Origin of the sequence: Luteolibacter sp. Y139 (assembly GCF_038066715.1) — a bacterium.
Lineage (GTDB): Bacteria > Verrucomicrobiota > Verrucomicrobiia > Verrucomicrobiales > Akkermansiaceae > Haloferula > Haloferula soli.
The window spans coordinates 61,002-86,071 of sequence record NZ_JBBUKT010000005.1 but is presented as its reverse complement, the minus strand read 5'-3'; the positions used below and the strand labels follow the sequence as shown (position 1 = coordinate 86,071).

Sequence of the window (25,070 nt, the reverse complement as noted above, 5' to 3'; positions counted from 1 at the left end):
AACTCATCCCATGAAATCCTCCACTTTAGCCGCATCACTGTTACTCTTCGGAACACTCTTTTTCACCGCCTCATGCACCAAGCCAAACTCCATCGACTCTGCCACGGCAACGGCTGCGGCTGCAGCCGGTCCCGTCACCGGTAAACAGCCCGCCGCGAGTATCCTCGATATTCCGTGTATCGCTCCTGAGGGCACCAGCGACTCCAAGGCTTTCGGGGATCCGAGATTCTTCTGGAAAAACAAGCACAGCTTCACTGTGAGCTTCTTGAACGGACCACCCGCAGTTCACCAGATGGTGATGTCCCAGGTCCGGGACTGGACTCGCACGTGTAACGTCACCTTCACCCAGGTCAGTGCAGATACCGATGCCGACTTCCATGTGGGTTTCGACCCCGACGGAGGCCACTGGTCTTACATCGGCACCAGCTGCGACGCATACGGCAAAAAAGCTCCGACGATGAATCTGGCCATCAACCAATACAGCCCGGAAGATGATGTCCGCCGTGTGGTCTTGCATGAGTTCGGGCACGCCCTGGGCCTGAAACACGAGCATCAACACCCCAAATCCCCCATTGTCTGGAACGAGGCCGCCGTAATCCGCTACTATAGCGGCCCACCGAACGGGTGGGACATAGCGAAGATCCGAACCAACGTTCTCAATAAATACACGGGACCAATGACTGGAACCCCCAACGCGGACCTGCACTCCATCATGCACTATCCGGTCCCCAAACAGCTCACGCGGAATAATGTCTCGGTCGGTTGGAACCGCCGGATCTCCACAATTGATACACAGTTCATGGTGCAGAAATACGGTTCACCCGCTCATCGATAGATTTCCGCAAGCACCGCCGGCGAACGGGATGAAGCCCCGGCAGCAGCCCTCGCATCATCCATTTTCTTCCGCTCCCCATCCTCCGGTGCGGCTATGCCCGCTGCACCGGAGGGTCGTGGTGCTCTTACCCCTCATCTCAAGAATTCACCCCACCCTCACTCCCCCTTCCGCGCCGTCGCCATCGGGATATCCACCTTCCCCTTCAGCGCCGGGTAGAGCGTCCCCAGCTTGTCCTCGTTCACCGTCGCCGTATCCACGAAGACCCAGCTCGCGCCCTTGTCCTCCGAGATCGCGATCATGTGCGAGCTCGCGATGATCTTCCCCTGCGGCGTCGTCATCATCGTCTCCATCGGCACCAGGCTCACCAGGACCCCGCCGTGATTCTTCGGCACCTGTGGCGTGCCGATCTTCGCCGAATCGATCGTCACCCCGCGGCTCTTCAGCATCGTGCTCGCCTGATCCAGTCGCGTCTTCAGCAACTCCGCGCCGCCCATCGTCTCCAGCAGCTTCTTCGGCACATACGGCAGCACCTTGTCGAAGTCCATCTTCAGCTGCGCATCCGAGCAGAGTTCCGCGTGCTTCTTGATGATCGGGATCATGGCTTCGTATTCCTTCGACGCTTCAGGCGTGGCTTCAGTGGGAGTGGTAGGAGCAGGAGTGACAGGTGCGGGAACAGGAGCAGGAGTCGGCGTCTCCCCCTCGGCGCGCAATCCCGGCACCGCGGACAACCCCGCGAAAATCAGGCTGCAAGCAAAAGCCGGCGTGGCAAAAATAGGTCGGATCGTTTTCACGGCTCGTTTCGAAAAATCAGGTTGATGCCCCCAACCTGTCTGAAAAATCGCCGGACACAAGGCCCTGAGTGCGATCCCCCGCAACAAGCCCCATCCCCATCCGCATTCCCCAGCAAAAAACCCCTCACTCCCCCTTGTTCGCCAGATTCCCCACGCTCGTCAGCGCCACGCTCATCATCCGGTTCTCCACCAGCAGCACCACCTGTCGCGCCAGCGTCTGCAACAGCCGCCCATCCGTCTCCGAGAAATCCCGCGCCTTCCGGTCCACCAGCAGCAGCGTCCCCAGCGCATGCCCATCGTGCGAACGCATCACCGCCCCCGCGTAAAAGCGGATGTAAGATGCCACCGTCAGCTTCGAGTCCAGCGTCCGCAGATCGCAATGCGCATCCCGCACGATGAAGAGATCCTTCCCCGACTCCACCGCATGCGCGCAGATCGAGCACGTCAGCGGCGTCTCCCGGCAATACAACCCCACCTCCGCCTTGAACCACTGCCGGTGCTCATCCACGAAACTGATCGCCGCGATCGGCACATCGAACACCTCCGTCACCAGCTGCACCAGCCGATCATACTCCTCCTCCTTCGGCGTATCCAATACACCATAACGATACAGCGCCTTCAACCGTTCCGGACTAGCGCAAGTGGGCAGTGAAATTTCGGACATCGCGATTCAATACGGCTGTCCGACAGAAACCCTTTTCAACCACGGCACGCAAAGCCAAAGCGCCCGCCACGATCAAAAAAAGATGAGAGAGAACGCGAACCTCCATCCCACGCCTCACCCCATCCCACGCCTCACCCCATCCCACGCCTCACCCCATCCCACGCCTCACCCCATCCCTCGCGCCCCATTGCACCCGCCCGTCATTTCTGTTGGACTCACACCCGGTGCATCCGCCTTCCCACACCCATCCCCGTCCCTTCTACCGCTCCCGCCTCCTCTGGTTCGCCCTCCCCGGGCTCCTCTTCCTCCTCTCGGGATGGCTCAATGACCCCGACTACAACCACGGCATCCGCCTCACCCTCGGCGATCACATCCTCCGCATTGCCGACGAAGGCCGCACCCTCTGCATCGACCCCGGCACCTACCGCCCGGGAAAATGGACCGCCCCCGGCTTCTCCTCCTATCGCCGCTACAATCAACCCGGGCTTCGTCCCAACTGGTACCGCCTCTTCTCCCAACCCTTCCACCACGAAGACCGGAGCAATTCCACCTACACCGGCTGGATGATCCACCTCGCCTACTGGCCCATCATCCTTCTCTACGCCACCCTCCTGTTAGTCACCCTCTCCTGGTGGCAACGCCGCAAGACCCGCCTCACCACCACTCCGCCCATCCCCTCGCACGACCCCACCTCCACCAACGGCCTTCTCTAACAGCCACCCACCCGTGAAGCCCGCCCCGGCCCTCCACCGCTCCCGCCTCCTCTGGCTCGCCCTCCCCGGCCTGCTCTTCCTCCTCTGGGCCTGGCTCAATGCCCTGACGAACTTCAGCAGCATCGGCATCACCCTCGGCGATCACATCCTCGACATCAGCGACGAAGGCCGCTCCCTCCACCTCCAGGCCATCACCTACGCCCCCGGCCATTGGACCGCCCCCGGCTTCTACTACGATCACTACACCCTCCCCGCCCGAGCCCTGCCCGCTGAGGCACAGCCACTCTTCCCCCAGGCACTTCACCACGCCCACCGGATTTCCTCCGGCCACGTCTTCCACTCCCTCCGCATCGCCTGGTGGCTCATCATCCTCCTCTACCTCGCCCTCCTGTTAGCCACCCTTCTCTGGTGGCAACGCCGCAAAACCCGCCTCATCACCCACGCCCCCGCACCCCCATCGGAACAAGGTGAACCGATCTAACAAACCACCCGCCCGCTCACCCATGCCACCCCTCTTCCGGCACTCCGCCCGCCTCTCCATCATCGCCGGAGTCCTCTCAAATCTCGCCGCCATCGCCTTCACCGCCGCCTACCTTCTCCAAGTCCGGCCCGGCGAACCCTACCGGCTCGAATTCCTCCACCTCGGCCTCAGCCAAATCTCCATCTTCGCCCTCTTCGCCGGCGGCATCCCCGCCGTCATCGCATGGATCCATCCCGCCACCAGCCGCCTCGCGAAGATCGGCATGCTATCCTCCATCCTCCCCTACTTCACCGGACTCGCCACCATGATCATCACCCCCTGACAAGACCAGCAGCAAGCCACCCCGCCGAACCGGCATGGGACCACATCTACTAGAAACACAGTAGCTACCCCTTCCACCTTGCCGCAAGCCCCATCCATCCTCCGCCACTCTGCGGTTCGTTCCCACCGCCAGCCCGAGGCTGTTTCACCCATCACATACGCCACTCCTCTTCATCCTCCTCCACCGCCACCACAGCACCCCGCACCACACCATCACCCAGATCCCCGCCATCGCCCACACCGGCACCTCCACCCGATACCGCCACACCGTCGCCATCGCCACCTCCGCATCGCGATACCCTCCCGCCCGGAACGCCGGCACCTTCCCACCCAGCTCCGGCGCATAGTGCATGTGACTCACCCCCGTGCGATCCACCCGGAACCCCGGCTCCACCTTCACCACCCTCGTGTAGGAAAGCACCATCCTCCCGCTATCCAGCGACACCCCGTCATCATACAGCGCCCGCGGCATCGGGTGGCTCATCGGACCCATCGGCCCCGCATCCTCCAGCGTCACCACCCGATAAACCTCCGTCCCCCTCCCATACGAATACCGCCACGCCCACCCCAGGAACACCAGCACGAACAATCCCATCCAAAATGCAACCGAGCGATAAATCGGCCGCATCATCCCTTCCCCTCCGTCTGTGCCAGATTCCCCATGCCTTTCCTCCTTCTGAAAACTAAAAACTGAAAACTAGCAAACTAGCAAACTCCCTCTCCCACAGACCGCTCCCATCCCGCGAATCCTCCGCCTTCCATGCCACACCCCTGACGAGTCGCGACACTCCTCTCTTACCACCTTCCAAGCCCCGCAAAAAAAAGAACAGTCCTCCCACCCTCCCGGCAAAATCCCATCATTGCCCTCACCCCGCACATCCCCTAGCATCACACCATGCGTGCCCTCGTCCGAGCACTCGAGATCGCCACCACCCTGCTCATCATCGCCGGGATCGCCTTCATCGCCATCGGCAGCGGCGATCATTCCGCCTTCTCCCTGCCCCTCGCCGACCTCGGCATGCACTACCTCGTCATCGGCAGCATCACCGCCCTCGCCGGCCTCCTCTGCGACGCCCACCTCAAGAGACCATAGCCAGTTCAGAGTTCAGAGTTCGACGTTCACCCCCTATGACCCCGCGCCCCATCCATCACTGGAAAACCTTCTGGCTCGGCATCATCGTCCTCCTCGCCCTCGGCTTCGCCTGGCTGCGCTCCTTGCTATCCCTCGACTACACTCCCCTCGGCCCCTGGATGGCCGTGGGACAAGGCGGCGGAAAGATCGCCTTCCTCTGGGATGCCAATGGCTATCCCGGCCACTATGCCGTCACGGAGAAGCTCTATCTCCACCAGTCCCCATTCGGCCCGCCCTCCGACTTCAAGGCATACGGCTACGACTACCTCTTTCTCGTCTTCGCCCACTGGTATCTCATCCTCCTCTTCTTCCTCCTCTGGCTCACCTTCCTCGCCTGGCGCCGGCAGGAAATGAAAGCCCTCGCCAAAGCCCAGGCCGAAGCCAACGCCGACATCGCAGCCATCACAAAACCGCAAACCCAACCGCAGCCCCCACCAGTCCAGAACCGCTCCACGGATCCCAACTTCCTGAAGCGAAGAATAGCCACTGACGATTCCTGATCCATCCGGCTCAAGTCAATCAATCACCCGCCACTTCTCCCCCCACATTCCCCCAATGCCGCGCCCCATCCATCACTGGAAGACCCTCTGGCTCGGCCTCTTTCTCCTCAGCTTCCTCATCTGGGCATGGGACAGAAGCCACGACGGCTACAGCGATTCCGCGAGCGTCCGTCTCGGTACGGGAACCTGGTATGGCCTCGGCAGCGCCAGTTGCTCACTCTGGGCATCGAAAAATACCTATTCACCCGGCCACGGCCCCCTCGGCCGGGTCCAATCGCACTCCATCTCATTCGCACCGGACACCCCATGGTTCCCACCTCCCACCCGGCGAATAGGTGGCTCGACCCCCCACCTTTCAGGTCGCCAGCGTCGGCATCGCCTACTGGCTCGTCATCCTTTTCTACATCCTCGCGTGGACCGTCCTCCTCACCTGGCGCTGGCAGCGCATGAAGAAACAGAAACCCCCCGGGAACGCCGAGCATCACCCTCGCATCTAAAGCCCTGGACCCACCTCCCACACCTACTACCATCATAGTAGCTCCATACTCTTCCCGCCCCCTCTTCCCAAATCCTGCCTTCCATCCGCGAAATCCGCGGTCAAACCTCTTCCTCTAGCATCTTCATCCACGCCCATGCCCACCCTCCGCCTCATCGCCCTCTTCCTCACCACCATCACCGCCGCACTCCTCCCTCGCGCGCAGGCAGATTCCATCGAGTGGCAACTCATCGGCACCGACCCCAAGACCGCCGCCGCCATCGGCAATGCCACCTTCAATGGCAAACTCACCACCCCCGAATTCGAGGACCGCATCAACAAGCTCATCACCGCCGGCAAAGTCAAAAAACACCTCACCTTCAAGAAAGACAAACCCACCGGCACCCCCGACGAACACCTCATCACCTCCGCCGGCACCCCCGATGCCTGGGAAGCCCACTCCGACTCCAGTTGGCCCAGTAAGAACTCCAACTACGTCCAGCACCTCGACATCACCACGCCGAAGGGCTTCCTCACCGCCGGCCGCTCCCTCCTCACCGTCGCCCAGTGCCCCACCCTCATCCCGAACCGCTGGGTCATCGCCGCCAGCTGGCTCGCCAAGGGCCAATCCACCATCCTCCTCCAGAAGCTCGTCACCACCACCCCCGATCTCCCCGAGTATCACGACTTCCGCCAGCAGGGCACACCCGGCCTCACCGAATTCATCACCCAGAAAACCACCAGGACCCGCCTCGATCCCCAGCGCGTCAAACAAGCCGAGCTCGACCGCCTCGCCACCGATCTAACAACCCAGTCCCCCGACTCCATCGGCGTCTCCATCAATCACGCCGCCAATAGCCTCATGGGCGGCTCCATCAGCGAACTCGAGAATAGCACTTCCGAAGGCTGGATCTTCGACTGCCAGCCGAACGAATCCGTCGACACCTCATGGATCGACTACGAAGCCAACGTCGAAAAAACCACCCTCTACGGCCTCGCCCCCGTCGCCCAATGGTGCCTCCTCCACCAGACCGCACCATCCGACACCCAGACACCCGTCACCCTCGTCAAGTTCACCCCCCTCGTCCTCACCGGCGACAAGCCCCCGGTCCGCGACCCCGCGCACGGCATGAAGAACTCCCACGTCCTCGCCGTTCACCCCGGCCTCCTCCGTCTCCTCGACCCCGCCAAGCCCCACCGCCGCTTCATCGACACCCTCACCCAGGCCGGCTGCCAGGTCACCGGCAAGGGCCTCATGCCCATCGGCGGCTCCATCGTCATCTTCCCCCAATCCACCTCCGCCGACGAAGCCGCCACCCTCGAAAAATTCCTCCGCGAGCGCCTCCTCATGTGGGACCAGTTCCCCGACTGGAAAGCCAAGAACCCCACCGAATTCGCCACCCCGAAGTAGACGCATCACCTTGAATGGAGCGCCGCCTCCCACGCGACATCACGGAGGCTGTCGCTCTCCCGAGCAGACCGGCATCGGTAGCGGAACGACTGCGTCGTTCCGGCTTCTCCCGCCCCGCATCACCACCACGCCCCGTCCCACATTCCGTAGGCGCGTTCGTGAGAACGCGTGCACACCCTCGATTGCCTTTCACTGATCCCCGCATCGCCTCCACACCATAGCCCAAAAAGGGCGGCCAGCCCTAAGGCATCGTTCCGGCCACCCACGCCTCTTCAGCCCCAAAGGGGCGGCCAGCCCTAAGCCCAGGGCATCGCCCTGGGTCCACCCCGCACCACCCACGGCACCCTGAAAGGGGGCGAGACGTGTAAGACCCGAAGAAATCCCCCGGCACCGCCACACCTCCCATCCCCGCCCCAAATCTACTACCACCCTAGTAGTTCCTTTCCACTCGCCCCGCATCTCCTCCACCCGCCCCCGCGACCCCAGCCATCGCAAATCGAAATCGCCCCGAATGGCACCTAACCTAAGGCGGCGGATCGTTCTTCAGCGCCAAAGGCGCGCCCCATACCGCCTAGGCCGCAGGCCTAGGAATGACCGCCCCATCATCACGAGGGCCAAAGGCCCGACCTATCCGGAGCGGCTCCCAACGGCCACATTCATCATGACGCGGACCCCATGGATCGCGACCTCCCCGCCTCGTTCCTCCACCAGTCCCGGGCTGTTCCTGAACACTGAACGCAGCAGTCGCGATAGCGACGATCACCCCTCCGCAAAGCGGCAAGTCGCGTGGACCGGAGGTCAAAACTGAAACCTAGCGAACTCCTCCCGCCCCCAACCCTGTCCGACAACCCGCCGAATCCCCCCCCTATCTATCACCCCTCCCACCTACCTATCTAAATTTGGAGTAGGTTCCCTCTGGCCTTTCATCGAATCCCGGTCAAAAGATCATGGTTGATTCTGGGTCTAACAGAACAGACCCGCCACCGGTGTCGAAACCCCACCGGCAATAACCCAGTCAGTCGCTAACCACCGGATCTCCGGACAGGAAAGGGACAGGAACACAACGCCCGTCCGCAAAGCCCACCCGCTGCGCGTCATGGCACCACTGTGCCCGTTTTCCCGCCAAGAATCGGTTCCAAGCCAAACCCAACCCATAACCCAACATCCCTACCCCATGTCCAAGTCCTTATCCAAATCGTGCCGCACCCTATACGTCGCGGCTCTGGCGATACTCAGCATGGTATCCCTCTTCCTCTGGAACCACAGCCATCCCGACCGAAGTAGTCGACAACAACCCGCCACCACCAAGCAAAACGCACCATCACCGGACACCACCCTCGCCGCCGCACCCGGTGACACGGACGCACCCACTTCACCCGCGCTTCAACCCGAAGCCACCACCCAAACTACTACACCTCCCGTAGCTCAAATTCACCCCACCTCGCGCCAGCCCCTCACCCGCGAGATGGACCCATCGGTAAACCCCTACGCCCCCGGCCTCCACCACCCCGGCAAATCCAAGCGCGCCTGGGACCCCGCCTTCATCGAGACCTTCCGCGACGCCATGACCGATGACCCGGTCTCCTTCGAGCTCACCGGAGGCACCATCGCCACCGGCACCGTGAAGATGGTCCAGCTCAAGGACGGCATCGTCTCCTACGTCTCCGGCGAACTCACCGCCCCCGAGACCGGCAAGTTCTTCATTCTCACCCCACCCGTCGGCGGCAAGGCCGGCCTCGCTGTCGCCGTCGTCGAATTCCACGGCAGCGAAACCGCCTACCGCGTCGAACCCACCGGCCCCGATGGCGCACCCGAGCTCTGGCAGCGCGATCTCGATGAAGTCGTCTGCCTCGCCATGGCCGAAGCCGATCCCCATCTCCTCGCCGAAGAAGCCGCCGAAGCAGCCCAGCAGCCCGAGGAAATCGCCCCTCTCCGCCCCGACCTCGCACCGGATTACAACCCCAGCTACAACTCCGGCATCGTCTCCCTGCAAAGCCTCCCCGGCGCCCAAGGCGTCATGCTGTTAGACTTCGCCGGCGGCTACACCCCGACCTGGGGCGGCATCACCTACGATCGCCCGCCCGTTGGAAATGCCACCATCAAAGACATCTGGAAGCGCATCGCCGAAGACTACGCCCCCTTCAACATCAACGTCACCACCGACTTCAAGGTCTTCGAGGCCGCACCCGCCGCCAGCCGCCAGCGCTGCTGCTTCACCACCACTCCCGTCACCGCCGCCGGCGTCGCCTACGGCGGCTCATGGAACTGGGGAAATGACACCGTCTGCTGGTCCGTCTACTACGTCGGAAAAGCCGCCGCAGAAGTCGCCTCGCACGAAGTCGGCCACACCCTCGGCCTCGCCCACCAGGGCCAGACCGGCGGCGTCGAATACTACGGCGGCCAGGGCAGCGGCCAGACCGGTTGGGCCCCCATCATGGGCGTCGGCTACTACCAACCCGTCACCACCTGGGCCAAGGGCGAATACCTCAATGCCAACCAACCCCAGGACGAGCTCCTCACCGTCACCACCACGAATAACAACGTCGCCTATCGCAATGACGACACCGGCAGCACCCTCGCCGCCTCGCGTTATCTCGATGTGAATGCCGACAACACCGTCACCGCCGAAGGCATCATCGAGCGCACCGGCGATACGGATGCCTTCCAGTTCACCACCACCGGCGGCGCAGTGAATCTAACAGTCAATCCCGTCGCACCCGGCGATTGGGGCGACCTCGCCACCATGGCCACCATCGCGAATTCCAGCGATACCGTCATCGCCACCACGAATTCGCAAAACTCGGTTAGCTCCACCATCAGCACCACCCTCGCCGCAGGCACCTACACCTTCCGCGTCACCGGCGTCGGTAAGAACAATCCCCTCAGCGATGGCTTCACCGACTACGCCAGCCTCGGCTACTACGCCATCAGCGGCAGCGTCGCCGGCGCACGACAGCCCACCCGCCTCAGCGTCCAGGACCACGCCGCGAACAATACCACCGTCGGCACCGTCCCCGCGAACAATCCCAACAGCAGCCCGCTCGTCTACACCATCACCAGCGGCAATACCGGCACCACCTTCTCCATCGATAACAGCGGCGTCGTCCGCGTCGCCAGCAATACCCTGTTAGACTACTACGCCCTCGCCTCGAATCCCGCCCTCTACAATGCGCGCTTCGAGCTCTTCGTCACCATCACGAATACGAACAACTCCGCCTACACCGAGACCAACCGGCGCGTCTTGGTCGATGTCACGAAGTTCCTCCCGCCCGTCCCCGCCTACGTCACCGCCAAGGTCGACACCGGCTCCCGCGCCACCATCACATGGACCTGCGGCCCTGACGCCACCAGCTTCAATGTGAAGCGCTCCACCAGCCCCGGCGGCCCCTTCACCACCATCGCCACCACCAGCTATCTCAGCTACACGGACACCGCGCTGTCTAATGGCGTCACCTACTACTACGTCGTCTCCGGCGTGAATGTGAATGGCGAGAGTGCAAACTCCGCCGTCGCCTCCGTCAGCGCCCAGTCCATCGCCGGCTACAGCTTCGAGGCACCCGCCATCGGCAATTTCGCCTACAATCCCTCCGGCGGCTTCTGGACCTTCTCCGCCCAGAGCGGGAACAATGGCTCCGGCATCGTCGCCAATGGCAGCGGCTTCGGAAACCCGAACGCACCCCATGGCTCACAGGCCGGCTTCGTCCAGGCCCTCGGCACCATCACGCAAACGATCTCCGGCTTCGTCCCCGGCACCACCTACGTCATCAACTACGCCGCTGCCCAACGCGGTGGCGCAGCCCAGCACGGCGGCGAAACGTGGAACGTCACCATCGATGGCACCACCATCCAGACGAACAATACACCTGGAGCCACCAGCTACACCGGATATACGACATCCTTCGTAGCCTCCGCCACCACCCACACCCTGGCATTCGCAGGCACGAATCTCAATGGCGACGATAACACCGTCTTCATCGATAACGTCCAGATCACCGTCACCGCTCCCGTCGCTTCTAACAATAGCTTCGAGACCCCGAGCCTCGGCGCCAGTCATCAATACAATCCCAGCGGTGCCTCCTGGACCTTCACCGGCCAATCCGGCATCGCCGGCAATGGCAGCGCCTTCAATGTCTCCGGCGCACCCATGGGCACCCAGGTCGCCTTCGTCCAGTCCGCAGGCAGCATCGCGCAGACCCTCACCGGCTTCACCGTCGGCCGCACCTACGTCATCAGCTACTCCTCCGCCCAGCGCCCGGGGAATGCACAGACATGGAACGTCCAGATGGGCAGCACCGTCATCGAGTCCGGCAGCGGCGGCGGCAGTGGATTCACCACTCACGCCATCAATTTCACCGCCGCAGCCACTTCGTATTCACTGTCCTTCGTCGGCACAAATCTGAATGGCGGCGATAACACCGTCTTCATCGACAATGTCACCATCACCTCGCCGCCCGTCTCCGCCGCCGCGGCCATCGCCCTCACCAGCCCGTCTAACAACTCCACGTTCTACACGCCCGCCTCGCTGAACCTCCAGTCCACCGTCACGGCCAATGGCACCCTCATCAATGGCGTCCAGTACTACGCGGACAATTTCGTGCTGATCGGCCAGAACAATACCGCGCCCTACAACGTCACCTGGCCCGCCAATCTCTACGGCCAGCGCTCCATCACCGCGCGCGTCTTGTTCAACAATGGCAGCTCCGCCGACTCCCTGCCGGTCGCGGTCAATATCATCAATCGCAACCTCGACTTCGAGACCCCGTCCCTCGGCACCGGCGGCGGCGCGTATCAATACAACTCCGCCGGCGGCTCATGGACCTTCACCGCAGCCAGCGGCAACAACGGCTCCGGCCTCGCCGGCAATGGCAGCGCCTTCGGCAATCCGAATGCCCCCGGCGGCACCCAGGTCGCCTTCCTGCAGGGCACCGGCACCATCACCCAGACCATGGGCGGCTTCACGCCGAACACCGGCTACAGGCTGAACTTCAAGGCCGCCCAGCGCTCCGGCAATGCCCAGACATGGACCGTGAAGTTCGATGGCACCACCATCGGCACCTACAATCCCGGCTCGGGGGCAACAACCTTCGCCGACTACACCACGTCGACGTTCATCACCACCTCCACCACCCACACCATCACCTTCACCGGCACCAATCAGCCCGGCGGTGACAATACCATCTTCCTCGACAATCTCGTCTTCGAAGTGGTCCCACCACCCGCCGCGCCCACCGGTCTAACAGCCACAGCAGGCAATACCTCCGTTGCCCTCTCGTGGTCCGCTTCCGCCGGTGCCACCAGCTACAATGTGAAGCGCGCCACCACCTCCGGCGGCCCCTACACCACCGTCGGCAATGTCGCCTCACCCGGCTTCAACAACACCAGCCTCACCAACTACACCACCTACTACTACGTCGTCACCGCCCTCGGTGAAGGCGGCGAAAGCACGGCTTCCGGCCAAGCCTCCGCCACCCCCATCATCATCATCGCCGACCCCGGCTTCGCCAGCCCCGCGCTCGCAGCCGGTGCCTTCCAGTACAATCCTACCGGCGGCTCATGGACCTTCAGCGGCGCCTCACCCAGCGGCTCCGGCCTCGTCTCGAATGGCAGCGGCTTCTCGAACCCCAATGCCCCCGAAGGCACCCAGGCCGCCTTCGTCCAGGAATACGGCACCATGTCCCAGGCCATCACGGGTCTAACAGTCGGCAACAAGTACACCATCACCTTCGCCGCCGCCCAACGCAGCGGCGCGAATCAGCACGGCGGTGAATCATGGAATCTGAAGATGGATTCCACCCTCATCGCCAGCTACAATCCCGGCCCCGCTGCCACCAGCTACGTCGACTACACCGCCACGTTCGTTGCCACCGCCGCCACCCAGACGCTCACCTTCGTGGGCACCGACCTGGCCACCGGAGACAACACCGTCTTCATCGACAACGTCCGCATCGCATTGAATACCGCCACCCTGCCAAGCCCATGGGCACGACAGGACATCGGCGTCACCAATGCCGCCGGTAGCGCCAGCCACAGCAGCGGCGTCTTCACCCTGAATGGCGCGGGCACCAATGTCGACGGCACCTCCGACTCGTTCAGCTTCCTGAGCCAGTCCTCCAGTGCCGACTGCTCCATCACCGTCCGCGTCGCCTCACTGGTGAATACCAATCCCAACGCCAAGTCCGGCGTCATGATCCGTGAATCCCTCGCCGCCAACGCCCGCGAACTCGGCGTCTGGGTGACGCCTGCCAATGGCATCATCTTCACCCGCCGCACCACCACCGGAGGCACCACCGCCACCTCCATCTCCACCGGCAAGGCCGCCCCCTACTGGGTCCGCCTCACCCGCACCGGCAATGTCTTCGCCGCCTACTACTCCGCGAATGGCACCACCTGGACCCAGCTCGGCTCCAACACCACCGTCGCCATGACCACCACCGCCTACCTCGGCCTAGGCTCCGAAAGCGGCGACGCCAACCAAATCGGCACCACCACCATCGACAACGTCACCGCCGTCCCCTGACCCCACACCATCCCGGCGCTCCCGCTCCCCCGGGAGCGCCTCTTCCCCCGGGAGCGCCGGTCTCCAGGCCGGCCGAACGGTCCCTAACAGCCCACCACACCACCAAGCCCCTAAGGAGCGGGGACACTCCTGTCCCCGCTTCAATCGAACAACCACTCCAAGCCTCCCACCACCCACCGTAGGCGCGTTCGTGAGAACGCGGAACCCACCCCAACAGCTCACCTCAACTCCAGCCCCACTGGGAGCGCGGAATTCATTCCGCCCGAGTGATCCCTCACTGCCGCCACCACCATCAGCAAACATGACCAAGCTCCCTCAAAAGAGTCACCCTCCCACCACCACCCCGCGCCCCTCCCGCGCCCGGGCCTTCCCCCACCGTGCCCTCACCTTCGCAGCATCCATCCTCCTCATCTCCACCGCCCTCCTCTGGCTCACCACCAACACCAACACCAACACCAACACCAACCACTCCTCTAACAGCTCCACTCGTTCTCCCTCCCATACCCACCCCCGCGAAAACACCCCCATCTCCCCACACCTCTTACAATCCCTCACCACCACCCTCACCTCCCTCACCAACGAACCCGACGAAACCCTCCGCCTCCAAAACCTAACCACCTACCTCCACAGCATCTCCCCCACCAACATCCGCCCCACCCTGGAAGCCCTCCGCCACCTCCTCGCCCTCACCGACCAATCACCCTCCAACAGTCCGACTCTCCCACTGATCACAACTTCGCAAAGCGAAGTGGAGCCGCTGACTATTCCTGATCCATCCGGCTCAAATCACCGATCACTCGGCACTTCTTTTTCCCTCCTCCTCCACCACTGGACCACCCTCGACCCTGCCGCCGCCTCCCTCTGGACCCAACACCTCCCACCCGGCCAACTCCGCGACCAATCCCTCGCCGACGTCGCCATCGAATGGTCCAACCTCAATCTAACAGAATCCACAAAGTGGGCTCAGCAACTCCCCAACCCCACCGACCGCGACACCACCCTCCTCACCATCGCCGCCGAAGCCCTCCGCACCGATCCCCTCACCTCCCTCCAACTCACCACCACTCTCCCCCAAAGCCCCGAGCGCGACACCTTCCTAACCCACGCCGCCATGGAATGGGCCACCCAGGACCTATCATCCGCATTAGAGTGGGCCCGCCAAATCCCCAGCAACAACGACAACTCCCCACTCCGCCAAACCCTCATCTCCGCCATCGCCACCGCCTGGAGCGACACCGATCCCGAATCCGCCGCCCGCCTCGCCGCCCTCGATCTCCCCGCCGGCCGCCCCCAATCCGACGCCGTCATCGCCATCATCACCCGCTGGGCCCAAACCAACCCCCAAGCCGCCACCCAATGGGCCCAACAACTCCCTCCCGGCACCCTCCAACAAACCGCCTTCGACTCCCTCAATTCCCTCGCAAACGCCCGCACCACCACACCCTGATCCAAACCGTTCCCACGCCCGCATCGCCTCCATAGTGGTCCGCACTCTCCGAGTGCGGTTCACCAGTCCGACCATAAGGGGTGTCGACGTTCCGTCGACTTCACATCCCCGATGCCTTTCCTTCGCGCCTCAACGCCCCACCGCGACCACGTTCCAATGTCCCAACGGGACTAAATCCTGAAGCCCAGGGTTGCGAGGCACGAGCTACCCTGGGTCGCCCCACCACCAAGTCACCTACGCCAACGGCGTTGTGCAAGCGTCCGCCATACCACCCCGATCCGAATCCCACGCTTCCAGCGCCTCCCCTCACCCACCCTCCCTGCACGTGCACGTGATCCGATCCTCTTCCTCGGCATAGATCAGCTTGTGCTTCTTCAGCAGCGCCTCCCATCGCTTCCAAGTGCTCTCAGGCAAACCGTAATACGTCGGCATCAAGCACTTCCCATAATAATGCACCTTCGATCCCGCCGGGATCTTCTCTAACAACTTCTCCGCATCCTCCCACGTCCTCGCCTCGGCAAGCTTCTTCTCCTTCCGCGAGCCGGTCATGATCAGCAGCTTCGGCTTCTCCTCCGTGCCCCCGTTGAAGATCATGAATCCGTAGTCATCGGTCAACTCCACCACCAGCGCCTTTGGCGGATCGTCCACCGAGTGGAATACATGCATGATCAGATTCCCACTCGCCGCCACGCTCCCCGCTTTCGGTTCCTCCGCGAAAACCGCAAACCCGGCAAGGGCCGACAACGCGATGGCAATAAGGTGCGCCTTCATGGTGGATCGTGATCGATTGGCGTCGATGATATGACTCATCCCACCCGCCAAATCAATCACCGATCAACACCATCCCCACCATACTCCCCCGGGCCTCTTCCACTGAAGATTCGACGTTTGGCGTTCGATGCTCAATGTTCGCCTCGTCTCTTCATGACCCCGCGCCCGCTCCACCGCTCCCTCCTCTTCTGGCTCGGCGTCCCCGGCCTCATCTTCTGCCTCTGGGCATGGACCCGCTCCAATTCACGGCAGACCACCTTCATGGCAGAGATCCCGCCCATCTGCTACGCCGAGTTCACCAGCAAGGCCGGATTCCTGGAATACCTCTTCCTTGCTTCGGAACCCGGCACATCCCCTCAATTCCTCTCCTATGACGATCCCTTGCGCTTGGACCCCTCGTGGCTTCCTCCCGCCATCGCTCCGGAAATTCACCCCAAAGACCCCTTCGATACAAACGCTCACCACACCCGCATCGCCTGGTGGTTCATCACCCTCATCTACACACTCCTCTGGCTCGCCATGAACGCCACATGGCGGCACCACAAGCACCGCCAAATGAAACGCATCGCCATCCCACCCAATGACGAATTTCCGGCATCGAATGAAGAATTGAAGGAAAGCTAGAACCCACCCTCCTCCGCTCGCTCCGTTCCTCATTCCTCATTCGGGAATTCGTCATTTCCATCATGCACCGCTCCCGCCTCTTCCTCCTCGGCCTCCCCGCCCTCATCTTCCTCACCTGGATCTGGCTCGGCACCCGTCCCTTCCTCGGCTGGGCCCAATACGGCACCCCACCCTTCCTCATCCTCGCCGGCACCGACACCGGCACCTATCGCCTCGCCCTCACCCGTCCGCTCTCGTCCAACATCCACTTCGCCATCACCGGACTCCGGCGCGACACCTCCTGGAACGAACCTCCCGCCCCACTCTTCCCCCAAGCCATCGCCTGGCAATCCGAACAAACCCACATCCGCCACAGCACCGAACTCCGCCTCGCCCACTGGTTCGTCCTCGCCCTCTACCTCCCCGCCTGGCTCACCACCACCGCCCTCTGGCACCGCCGCAAGCGCCACCTGTTAGACACCGGCAGCGCCACCCCTCCGTAGCCATGATGAAAGGGGGGACCTGACAACTCCGCCCCGCCATTCATCTCCGCACCAGCCGTCGGAGACCCCGGACTGCGGCAGCCTGCTGCCGCTCAATGCCAGCAGCCCTGCTGCGGGGCAGCACCGTTCGACTCCATCTCACCCCCACGCCCCGATGGAAGGACCACACCCCTGTCGTCCTCTCGTTCCAAAACATCCAAACTCCCTCCATCATCCACATTCATCATTGGAAGATCGCCAAACCATGATCTCCTCCCCGGTTGAATGCCCCCGCGCCCCATCCATCATTGGAAAAGCTTCTGGCTCGGCATCATCGCCCTCCTCTGCCTTGCTGTAGCGTGGCAGCGCTCCCGCCATTACAGCGACGAGCTCAGCTTCGATCTCGGCCCACACGGCCTCTACATCTTCATCGAGCATGAGGCCGGCAAGGTCTCGCTACAGTGGAGTTCCGGGACCAGCCCCAACTGGCCCCGCGCCTACAGCGTACCGCTCCGCTCCCGCCAGCCCCGCTTCCCCTCCGCCGCATCCATCAGCTGGCACGATGGCAGCGTGAGACCCTTCCGCAGCGGCCAACTGACCTTCGCCCACTGGTATCTCATCCTCCTCTTCTTCCTCGCCTGGCTCGCCTTCCTCATCTGGCGCCGGCGACGCATGAAACCCTTCGGAGCGAACATCCACCCGCCCTCCGAAACTCCAACAAAGACGGAATCCTGAGACAAGGAACACCCCGCACCGGAGTTCTCACCCCGGCTTCCATTCCCTATTCAGAGTTCACCATCCCCTCTTCTCCGCGCTTCCTCTGCGACCTCCCCGTCTCCGCCGTTCGTTCCTCCAACAAGTCTAGGGCTTTTCCACCGATCACCGATCACCCGGCACCTCTTCCCGATGCCCCCGCGCCCCATCCACCACTGGAAATCCCTCTGGCTCGGCCTCCTCGTCCTCACCTTCCTCTCCTGGGGATGGGCCTACTCCTTCCGAACCGAATGGCACATCGCCTGGTGCCTTCCCTCTTACCGTTCACAGTTCAGTGGCGACTTCGAGGAAGGAACCGTCCAGATCAGCCGGCATCGCTTTCCCCCGCCAACCAAGGCACCCTCAGGCTTCCTCTGCTATTCTAGTCACCCTACCGACCCTTCGCCGATGTGGCTGCCGCTGCCTTGGACCTTCTATCACGCGGACGGCAACTGGTCGTTCACCCTATCATTCTGGTTCCTCATTCTCCTCTTCCTCATCCCCTGGCTCGCCTTCCTCCTCTGGCGCCGGCGACGCATGAAACACCACCCCACCCACCAACCCTGACCTGATCACCCGTTCCCGCGCATTTTCTTCCGGCTATCCATCCAATCTCCGCTCATGCCCCCGCGCCCTATCCTCCGCTCGAAAACCTTCTGGTTCGGCATCTTCATCCTCATCTCTCTCTGCGGGACGTGGCTTTCCAGCGCAGGATGGAACCGGCAGATCGCCTGGACCGGCTCGAAATTCGACATCGCCGCGAACACCACCACCGGCGCCCTCAGCCTCCACATCACCAGCGACTCGACCGGACACGGACTCTCTAACAGCTTCTTCCCGCCCGGACTCCGCACCTCGAAGGATCCACAGGAAGACCACCCGCCATTGCTCCAGCCTCCGTTCAAGTTCCAGAGCGCGGACAAACACGGACCATGGCGCGAATGGACCCTCACCCTCGCCTGGTGGTTCCTCATCCTCATCTTCCTCATCTCATGGTCCTTCCTCCTCATCTGGAGATCACGACGAATGAAACACCTCGGAACAAGCATCCACCCGCCCTCCGAAACTCCAACAAAGAAGGAATCCTGAGACAAGGAACACTCCGCGCCGGAGTTCTCTCCCCGGCTTCCATTCCCTATTCAGAGTTCACCATCCCTTCTTCTCCGCGCCCCCTCCGCGACCTCCCCGTCTCTGCGTTTCGTTCCTCCAACAAGTCTAGGGCTCTTCCATCGACCATCGATCACCCGGCACCTCTTCCCGATGCCCCCGCGCCCTATCCACCGCTGGAAATCCCTCTGGCTCGGCCTCATCATCCTTCTCTTCCTCACCTGGGCCTGGGCACGCAGCCGCACCCACGCCGATGGCGTCATCATTCAGCTCTACTCCCTCACCTGGACCGGCGTCGAGAGCGCAGACGGATACGCCATGTGGAACACTATCACCTACCGGCCCGGCAGCCCCTACACCGGCCCGCCCGGCCGCTTCCACACCATCGCCGTCTCCCGCAAACAAGCCGGCGACTGGTTCAAGCCACCCATCAAGATCGAGAACCGCGATCTGCAGCCACCCCAACCCACCTTCACCAGCCACGGCATCGCCCTCTGGCTCATCACCCTCCTCTACCTCCTCACTTGGCTCTCCTTCCTCGCTTGGCGATGGCAGCGCATCCGGAAAGCCTCCCACCCACAGCCAACGTAAGGTAGCGCAATAACCTCCACCCATCTCCCGTTACCATCACATCATGAAAACCACAAACCCACCACTCGCCCTCCTCCTCACCATCGCCGCGCTCACCACCACCGCGCCGGCCGATGAAGCCTCCTTCCGCGCCGCACTCACCACCCTCCCGCCGAAATACCTCGCCGATATCCCCCTCACCAATCGCGCCACCCTCTTCAAGGAACTCGCCACCGACACCACCCCCCAGCGCCTCGATGCCCCCCACGGCTGGCTCAACTTCTACAGCGATGGCGGCGACGTCAAAGCCACCTCCATCATCTGGGCCAAGGAACTCCCACGCCCAAGTGGCCAGCCGCCCCTCATCTTCATCCACATGGAGAAGCCCTTCTCCGGCCTCCTGAAGGGCGCACCCAAAGCCGACCAGACCTTCGTCCTCGAACCCGTCGGCAAGGACTGGATCGATGTCACCTGGACAGTCATCCCCGACACCGTCGACATGACCATGCACTTCCGCACCCACCGCAACGACACCACCATCGAAGCCGCCCCCTGGAAGGAAATCGACCGCGCCGACGGCCGAGGCAAGACATGGACCTACGGCCAGCGCACCCTCGACCTCCACTGGACCGGCAAGAAATTCGCCATCGAAAAACCCGCCGGCAAGAAGCTCTCCGACCACTGACCCGCGCCCCTTCAGCGCGCACCACCCCAGCGCCCTGAGGAGGGACGACACCTCTGTCGTCCCGAGACATCTCCTCTTCTCCGCGTTTCGTTCCCCGCACCAGACCCGTGCCTTTCCACAACTTCGCGAAGCGAAGCGGAGCCGCTGACTATTCCTGATCCATCCGGCTCAAATCACCGATCACTGATCACCCGGCACTTCTTCCATGCCCCCGCGTCCCATCCACCGCTGGAAATCCCTCTGGCTCGGCCTCATCATCCTCCTCTTCCTCATCTGGGCATGGGCGAAATCCCGCAGCCACTCCGATCGCATTTGCCTCTTCGTCCAGCCCGGCATCATCCATTTCCTCCGGAGCCGCGGCGGATACCTCCAGTGGGATTGCGCCTACGGTCACTTCTCCGGCCCACACCCTCCTCTCATCACCTTCGACTCCACCTCTCGCCCCTGGAACCCGGGTTTGCTTCCCGCCCCCTTGCGATACGACGAACATCCGAATCGCCCTTACATCATCAGGGTCGGCATCGCGTGCTGGTTCATCACTCTCCTCTACCTCATCCCCTGGCTCACCTTCCTCGCCTGGCGTTGGCAACGCCACAAACCACTTCTGTTAGATAAAAGCCTCTCACAGATACAACCCTCCTAGCGAGCCACCCACCTTCCATCCTCTACACCCTCACCCGATCGCCCCGAGACACCTTCTCTCCTCCGCGCTTCCTCTGCGACCTCCCCGTCTCTCCGTTTCGTTCCCCCGACAGTCCGAGGCTGTTCCACTGATCACTGATCACCGATCACTCTGCACTTCTTCGCATCCCGCTCACCAAAAATTCATCATCCGTCCCTTGCGCCCTCATCATTCCAGCGCATCTTCCATCACAGCGTTAGCTTTGGTGCCCGTGGCTCGGGGAGGGGCCGCGGGTGCCACTAACGCCTCCGATTTTCCCAAGCAAAGAAAACAAGGTGTGCCATCGATCGACCGATGGACGGTGTGTTTGCAAATGTGTGTGTAAGCAGTAGTGCCCGCGGCTGAAATCTTCAGCCCGCGGGCGTTTCATTTTCACCCACCTCTCATCAGCGCAAAACCTCGAGCAAACCCCGCCATCCATCCCCCGGAACCGCCCACCCGGCCACCGGCGCAGATCGAAGCACCCGCGGCGTCCGGACCTCACAGGAACCACCACCCGCCTTCCACGCCGACCCGGCTCATGAGCCCCGGTCATACCCACCTCACCGGATCGAGATAAGCACCCGCACCCGCCGGTTCATCTCCCCGGCCACCTTCACCCTCCTTCCGCTCACCAGCCGCGGAAGCACCTGCCTGCGTCCCACGCCCCACCCCGCAGCCACATCCCACCAGCACCCGGCCCCGTCCACCGTCACCGCATGAGCGCCAATCATGTCCCAAATCCACCCCGCCATCCAAGATAGCTTCCCGCCACCCACGCACATCTCCTGCGTAGTTCCCCCCACTCATCTTTCACTTGCATCCCCCTCAATGACAGGCACCTTTGCCCCGCAGCAATAAACTTGGCGTCCGTGGTTCGGAGAGGGGCTGCGGACGCCGCTGCCACGTCCATCCTTCCAAATGGACAGCACACGCAAGCGGGCGTTTCGCTTCTTTCGACGCCTCGTTTCTCTTGGCGCTTCGTTTCTTCCGGCAACTCCGCGACCCCTGCGTCTCCCCGGTTCGTTCATCCACCAGTCCGATGCCTTTCCACGGATCACTGATCACCATCACCGATCACCCGGCACTTCCCATCCTCAAACAAACGCCACCCACATCCCCCACCCGAACGCCGGCAGAAACACCAGCAGCGCCGCCACCTTCATCCCCTCGCTGAACCGCCACAGCCTTTCGCTCAGCCCCCAGAACCAGTGAAAGTGGCAGAACGCCCCGATCGCAATATACGCCACCGCCAGCCAAAACCCCGCATCGCCCGAAATCCTCTCATCCATTCCGCGCGAGCCGAACATCGTCGTCCATCCCCGCTGAATACTACAGATCCCGTAGATCACCGGCACCGCCGCCAGCACCACTCCCGCCAGCCACTGCTTCCCGCGCCCGCCCGATGGCGCATACGCCAGATCCAGCATGTCGCCCGAGGCCTCCCCGCGCGGATCCCGCATCCAAATGCTCTTCTCCTCCCCGCGTTTCATCGGCTCGCCACCGTCCTAGCGCATCTCCGGGTGGAAAGCCACCCCACCGTTTCCACCAGGCTCCTCCTCACCCCTCCCTCACCAGCCACAGCGATAGCACCAGCACCCCCAGCAGTACCACCGCCAATGCCATATCCTCCGCGCTCATACCTTCATCGCCCCTCCCTCTAACAGGTCACTATCCTCCCCATCAAAAACGAAGCGCGCGGCACGCCTGCCTCCGCCGTGAGATCGGGGAAGAAAGCGGCCGCGCCGGCAGGACGTGGGTTTCAATCGTCCACCGTGATCTTCACCGAGGGGATCTGGATCGAGTCCACCACCTTGTAGGTCTTGTCCACCGCCACCACATTGCCGCCCGCCATGTAGTACTGCACATCAGGCGTCGGAGGTGGCAGCACCTGGATCAGCTCCGGCGGAGCCTCCACCAGATACGGCCGCTCCTTCTCCGTGATCACCACGCCGGGCGCGATCGCCGTGGTGCGCCAGCCCGCAGGGATCTCCTTCACCTTCAGCCTGGACACATACGCTGGCGGCAGCCCGTAGCGATCCGTCTTGTAGGTATCGAAGTACTTCACCACCTTCGTCTTCGCTTCAGGATTGAAGGTCCTCGTCGTGGTTGTGTGCTTCTCCGTCGTTGATCCGTCCGCATTCTCGCGGACTTCCGTCTTCTTCTCGGTCTGCGTGACCTGGGCCGTCGCGGGAAGGATCACTCCCAGCGCAGCCACGGCGATTGCCAATGGTGTCGTTTTCATGTGCGTTTTTTTTGTTAGGTTGAGAGGAGGATGAAAAAGAAAGGGAGCGACCACACTCACGGCCGATCCTCCAGCAACTGCCTCGCGAGATCCTCGATCGGCGTCGCCACGTGATACGCGCGCTGCACCACCAGCGCCTCGCGGATCGCCTGCGCCACCTCCTCCACCGATTGCTCCGGATGAGCACGCGTCAGCGTTCTCAAGATAGGAGCACACCACGTCGGCAGCGGCTCCGCATCGGTCATGAAGGCAGTCGTAAAGCTCATCGCAAGAGGAAGAAGTGAGTCATGATGTCGTTGATGATGGAGATCCGAATTTGGCGGCGGGCTCGAGTGACCGTCACCACACATCGAGCCCGCCGCCGCACGGGGGGATCTCCTTGAAAGCAAATCAGCGACCACCCGCATCCCCGTCGCAACTCATTGAAAACCGCCACCACCCCTCCATTTCCCTTAACATCCGAAGCGCAATCTGCCGCCACTCATTGCGTTCTGCTAATCCTCGCTCCCTCACCTCGCCCACCGTCCACGCGCAAACACCGCCACCACACTTCCAGCGAGTTCCCTCCGCCATCCCCCTCTGAAAATTTCGCGCCCATCCGCGTTCTTTCGCGGTTGAAATTCTTCCTCCGCCCTCGCCTGAAGCGCCCGATCCACACCTCGTTTCGTCGCCCCGAATGGCGCAAACTTGAGGCGGGTTTCCGGCGTCTTTTCCCCCAAGACTCCGCCCGAGTTGTCGGAGACCCGGACTGCGGCAGCCTGCTGCCGCTCAAAGCCAGCAGCCCTGCTGCGGGGCAGCACCCGGGTGCACACCCACCACCTCATGCGTCCAATCGGACTCACCTTCGCGCGCCCACCCTTTGCATCTTCTGCCCCCCGGGCACATCCGCCATAAGCTAGCGCCCCTCCATTCCCAGCCCTTCTTCTTTCGTCCGTTTCTCTCGTTTCCTTGCCCCCCCACCGCCACCATCACGGCATCCCCTCAATTCCTCCGCAGCCCGCCCCCATTGAGCACCTGCGTGTCGATCGTCATGATCTGCCGGTCATACGGATCGAAGTCCCCGCGGAATACATCCACCGGCCCCACCCGCTCGAAGTCCCGGATCTCCGCATACCGCAGCACCCGCCATCCCGGCGTCGGCTCCACACACCACGCCATCACCACATACGCCGAGCTCCGCCGCGCATGCCCGAGCAGGTAAAGATCCGCCACCATCGGCGTCCGCCGCTCATAAACAAATCTCGCCCGTTGGCGCTTCACGATCGTACCGCGGATGGTTTCGAGGGATACTGGAGTTTGCATTGGAGAGAGGAGAAAAAGCCCCAACGTTTTCCAGAAATTCCACAAAGCAAGCGACCGCTAACAAAAATCGCTCACACGTTGCTAAATGCATCATCACCCCAAATAACACCCCCCCGCTCAAAATCATACGTAATAAAGCGAATTCGTTATCTTCATCCCACAAGCTCTCACCGCCCTCCCTTTCACACCTCCTTTCCTCGTCCACCCCGCAAAACCCTTGCCACAAAGGGGGAAATTCGGACCAAACCTCCCCACCACCCTGCATTGTCCGCAAAACTTGCAGGGGAAATCATGCAATAACTGCGGACTATCTTTTCACCCTCACCCACCCACCGGAGATACGCTCTCTTAAGATCCATTGAAGATCATTGACCCCGGCCTTTTGGACCGATTTGGCACGTCGTTTGCCACCCTTGTTTCGTTCTCTGGGGAGAGAACCAATCGCTCCATTTGGAGCAAGCAACAACACCGCCCCGCACGATGGTCGTGATCTGCTCTTGCAGCTCGTCCTTCGTGCGGGACGAGTGCATGCCACACGACAGCGAGCAGGAAAGAGGGCAGGATTGGAACGAGCGGCGATCTCCCCGGCGATCACACCTCTCCA

27 protein-coding genes are annotated in these 25,070 nt (G+C 62.4%); 18 read left to right on the top strand and 9 right to left on the bottom strand.

The features are described 5' to 3' along the window. The first annotated feature begins 10 nt into the window (after window positions 1–10). Window positions 11–835, top strand: coding sequence for a M12 family metallopeptidase (locus WKV53_RS14050; RefSeq protein ID WP_341405285.1), 825 nt, complete (start codon window positions 11–13; stop codon window positions 833–835). A gap of 155 nt (window positions 836–990) precedes the next feature. Here WKV53_RS14050 and WKV53_RS14045 read toward each other — a convergent pair whose 3' ends face one another. Continuing rightward, a complete protein-coding gene (locus WKV53_RS14045) occupies window positions 991–1,626 on the bottom strand; it encodes a hypothetical protein (RefSeq protein ID WP_341405283.1) in 636 nt (211 codons plus the stop codon). 124 nt (window positions 1,627–1,750) lie between these two features. Next, on the bottom strand, window positions 1,751–2,290 hold the full coding sequence (locus tag WKV53_RS14040; RefSeq protein ID WP_341405282.1) for a GAF domain-containing protein: 540 nt from the start codon (window positions 2,288–2,290) through the stop codon (window positions 1,751–1,753). A gap of 224 nt (window positions 2,291–2,514) precedes the next feature. On the opposite strand from WKV53_RS14040, the gene WKV53_RS14035 reads away from it, so the two are divergent. From WKV53_RS14035 to WKV53_RS14025, 3 genes are read left to right on the top strand one after another with little or no spacing between them, the layout of a single operon-like run. After that, complete coding sequence (locus WKV53_RS14035; RefSeq protein ID WP_341405280.1) at window positions 2,515–3,003, top strand: hypothetical protein; 489 nt, start codon at window positions 2,515–2,517, stop codon at window positions 3,001–3,003. Between the two features lie 13 nt (window positions 3,004–3,016). After that, window positions 3,017–3,484 (top strand): hypothetical protein, encoded by a 468-nt coding sequence (locus WKV53_RS14030; protein ID WP_341405279.1) that lies wholly within the window; start codon window positions 3,017–3,019, stop codon window positions 3,482–3,484. Between the two features lie 22 nt (window positions 3,485–3,506). Further along, the gene (locus WKV53_RS14025) at window positions 3,507–3,806 is read left to right on the top strand and encodes a hypothetical protein (protein ID WP_341405278.1); all 300 of its coding nucleotides are present in this window, start codon (window positions 3,507–3,509) and stop codon (window positions 3,804–3,806) included. Window positions 3,807–3,950: 144 nt separating this feature from the next. Here WKV53_RS14025 and WKV53_RS14020 read toward each other — a convergent pair whose 3' ends face one another. Next, on the bottom strand, window positions 3,951–4,400 hold the full coding sequence (locus WKV53_RS14020; protein WP_341405277.1) for a hypothetical protein: 450 nt from the start codon (window positions 4,398–4,400) through the stop codon (window positions 3,951–3,953). 300 nt (window positions 4,401–4,700) lie between these two features. On the opposite strand from WKV53_RS14020, the gene WKV53_RS14015 reads away from it, so the two are divergent. The 6 genes from WKV53_RS14015 to WKV53_RS13990 all read left to right on the top strand — a co-directional run bounded on the left by WKV53_RS14015 (window position 4,701) and on the right by WKV53_RS13990 (window position 15,287). Next, entirely contained in the window at window positions 4,701–4,898 is a 198-nt protein-coding gene (locus tag WKV53_RS14015; protein ID WP_341405276.1) for a hypothetical protein, read from the top strand. Between the two features lie 35 nt (window positions 4,899–4,933). Beyond that, entirely contained in the window at window positions 4,934–5,437 is a 504-nt protein-coding gene (locus WKV53_RS14010; protein ID WP_341405274.1) for a hypothetical protein, read from the top strand. A 335-nt stretch (window positions 5,438–5,772) separates the two neighbouring features. Next, window positions 5,773–5,934, top strand: a complete 162-nt coding sequence (locus WKV53_RS14005; protein ID WP_341405272.1) for a hypothetical protein — start codon at window positions 5,773–5,775, stop codon at window positions 5,932–5,934. A 135-nt stretch (window positions 5,935–6,069) separates the two neighbouring features. Then, entirely contained in the window at window positions 6,070–7,323 is a 1,254-nt protein-coding gene (locus WKV53_RS14000) for a hypothetical protein (RefSeq protein WP_341405271.1), read from the top strand. A gap of 1,174 nt (window positions 7,324–8,497) precedes the next feature. After that, a complete protein-coding gene (locus tag WKV53_RS13995) occupies window positions 8,498–13,840 on the top strand; it encodes a beta strand repeat-containing protein (protein ID WP_341405269.1) in 5,343 nt (1,780 codons plus the stop codon). Between the two features lie 301 nt (window positions 13,841–14,141). Continuing rightward, complete coding sequence (locus WKV53_RS13990) at window positions 14,142–15,287, top strand: hypothetical protein (RefSeq protein ID WP_341405268.1); 1,146 nt, start codon at window positions 14,142–14,144, stop codon at window positions 15,285–15,287. A 306-nt stretch (window positions 15,288–15,593) separates the two neighbouring features. Here WKV53_RS13990 and WKV53_RS13985 read toward each other — a convergent pair whose 3' ends face one another. Continuing rightward, on the bottom strand, window positions 15,594–16,058 hold the full coding sequence (locus tag WKV53_RS13985; RefSeq protein WP_341405267.1) for a hypothetical protein: 465 nt from the start codon (window positions 16,056–16,058) through the stop codon (window positions 15,594–15,596). 153 nt (window positions 16,059–16,211) lie between these two features. On the opposite strand from WKV53_RS13985, the gene WKV53_RS13980 reads away from it, so the two are divergent. From WKV53_RS13980 to WKV53_RS13945, 8 genes are all read left to right on the top strand, one after another. Continuing rightward, complete coding sequence (locus tag WKV53_RS13980) at window positions 16,212–16,682, top strand: hypothetical protein (RefSeq protein WP_341405266.1); 471 nt, start codon at window positions 16,212–16,214, stop codon at window positions 16,680–16,682. Between the two features lie 62 nt (window positions 16,683–16,744). Then, window positions 16,745–17,164 (top strand): hypothetical protein, encoded by a 420-nt coding sequence (locus WKV53_RS13975; protein WP_341405264.1) that lies wholly within the window; start codon window positions 16,745–16,747, stop codon window positions 17,162–17,164. Between the two features lie 264 nt (window positions 17,165–17,428). Further along, window positions 17,429–17,878, top strand: coding sequence for a hypothetical protein (locus tag WKV53_RS13970; RefSeq protein WP_341405263.1), 450 nt, complete (start codon window positions 17,429–17,431; stop codon window positions 17,876–17,878). Window positions 17,879–18,049: 171 nt separating this feature from the next. Further along, on the top strand, window positions 18,050–18,463 hold the full coding sequence (locus WKV53_RS13965; RefSeq protein ID WP_341405261.1) for a hypothetical protein: 414 nt from the start codon (window positions 18,050–18,052) through the stop codon (window positions 18,461–18,463). 54 nt (window positions 18,464–18,517) lie between these two features. Continuing rightward, a complete protein-coding gene (locus tag WKV53_RS13960; protein WP_341405259.1) occupies window positions 18,518–18,985 on the top strand; it encodes a hypothetical protein in 468 nt (155 codons plus the stop codon). Window positions 18,986–19,156: 171 nt separating this feature from the next. After that, window positions 19,157–19,594 (top strand): hypothetical protein, encoded by a 438-nt coding sequence (locus WKV53_RS13955; protein ID WP_341405258.1) that lies wholly within the window; start codon window positions 19,157–19,159, stop codon window positions 19,592–19,594. Between the two features lie 43 nt (window positions 19,595–19,637). Then, window positions 19,638–20,258 (top strand): hypothetical protein, encoded by a 621-nt coding sequence (locus WKV53_RS13950; RefSeq protein WP_341405256.1) that lies wholly within the window; start codon window positions 19,638–19,640, stop codon window positions 20,256–20,258. A 205-nt stretch (window positions 20,259–20,463) separates the two neighbouring features. Continuing rightward, the gene (locus tag WKV53_RS13945; protein WP_341405255.1) at window positions 20,464–20,901 is read left to right on the top strand and encodes a hypothetical protein; all 438 of its coding nucleotides are present in this window, start codon (window positions 20,464–20,466) and stop codon (window positions 20,899–20,901) included. Window positions 20,902–21,482: 581 nt separating this feature from the next. Here WKV53_RS13945 and WKV53_RS13940 read toward each other — a convergent pair. The 5 genes from WKV53_RS13940 to WKV53_RS13920 all read right to left on the bottom strand — a co-directional run bounded on the left by WKV53_RS13940 (window position 21,483) and on the right by WKV53_RS13920 (window position 24,466). Next, window positions 21,483–21,674, bottom strand: a complete 192-nt coding sequence (locus WKV53_RS13940) for a hypothetical protein (protein ID WP_341405254.1) — start codon at window positions 21,672–21,674, stop codon at window positions 21,483–21,485. Window positions 21,675–22,016: 342 nt separating this feature from the next. Further along, window positions 22,017–22,412 (bottom strand): hypothetical protein, encoded by a 396-nt coding sequence (locus WKV53_RS13935; RefSeq protein ID WP_341405252.1) that lies wholly within the window; start codon window positions 22,410–22,412, stop codon window positions 22,017–22,019. Between the two features lie 269 nt (window positions 22,413–22,681). Further along, the gene (locus WKV53_RS13930; RefSeq protein ID WP_341405250.1) at window positions 22,682–23,164 is read right to left on the bottom strand and encodes a hypothetical protein; all 483 of its coding nucleotides are present in this window, start codon (window positions 23,162–23,164) and stop codon (window positions 22,682–22,684) included. Window positions 23,165–23,220: 56 nt separating this feature from the next. Then, entirely contained in the window at window positions 23,221–23,430 is a 210-nt protein-coding gene (locus tag WKV53_RS13925; protein ID WP_341405248.1) for a hypothetical protein, read from the bottom strand. A 715-nt stretch (window positions 23,431–24,145) separates the two neighbouring features. Then, entirely contained in the window at window positions 24,146–24,466 is a 321-nt protein-coding gene (locus tag WKV53_RS13920; protein ID WP_341405247.1) for a hypothetical protein, read from the bottom strand. Between the last annotated feature and the right edge of the window lie 604 nt (window positions 24,467–25,070).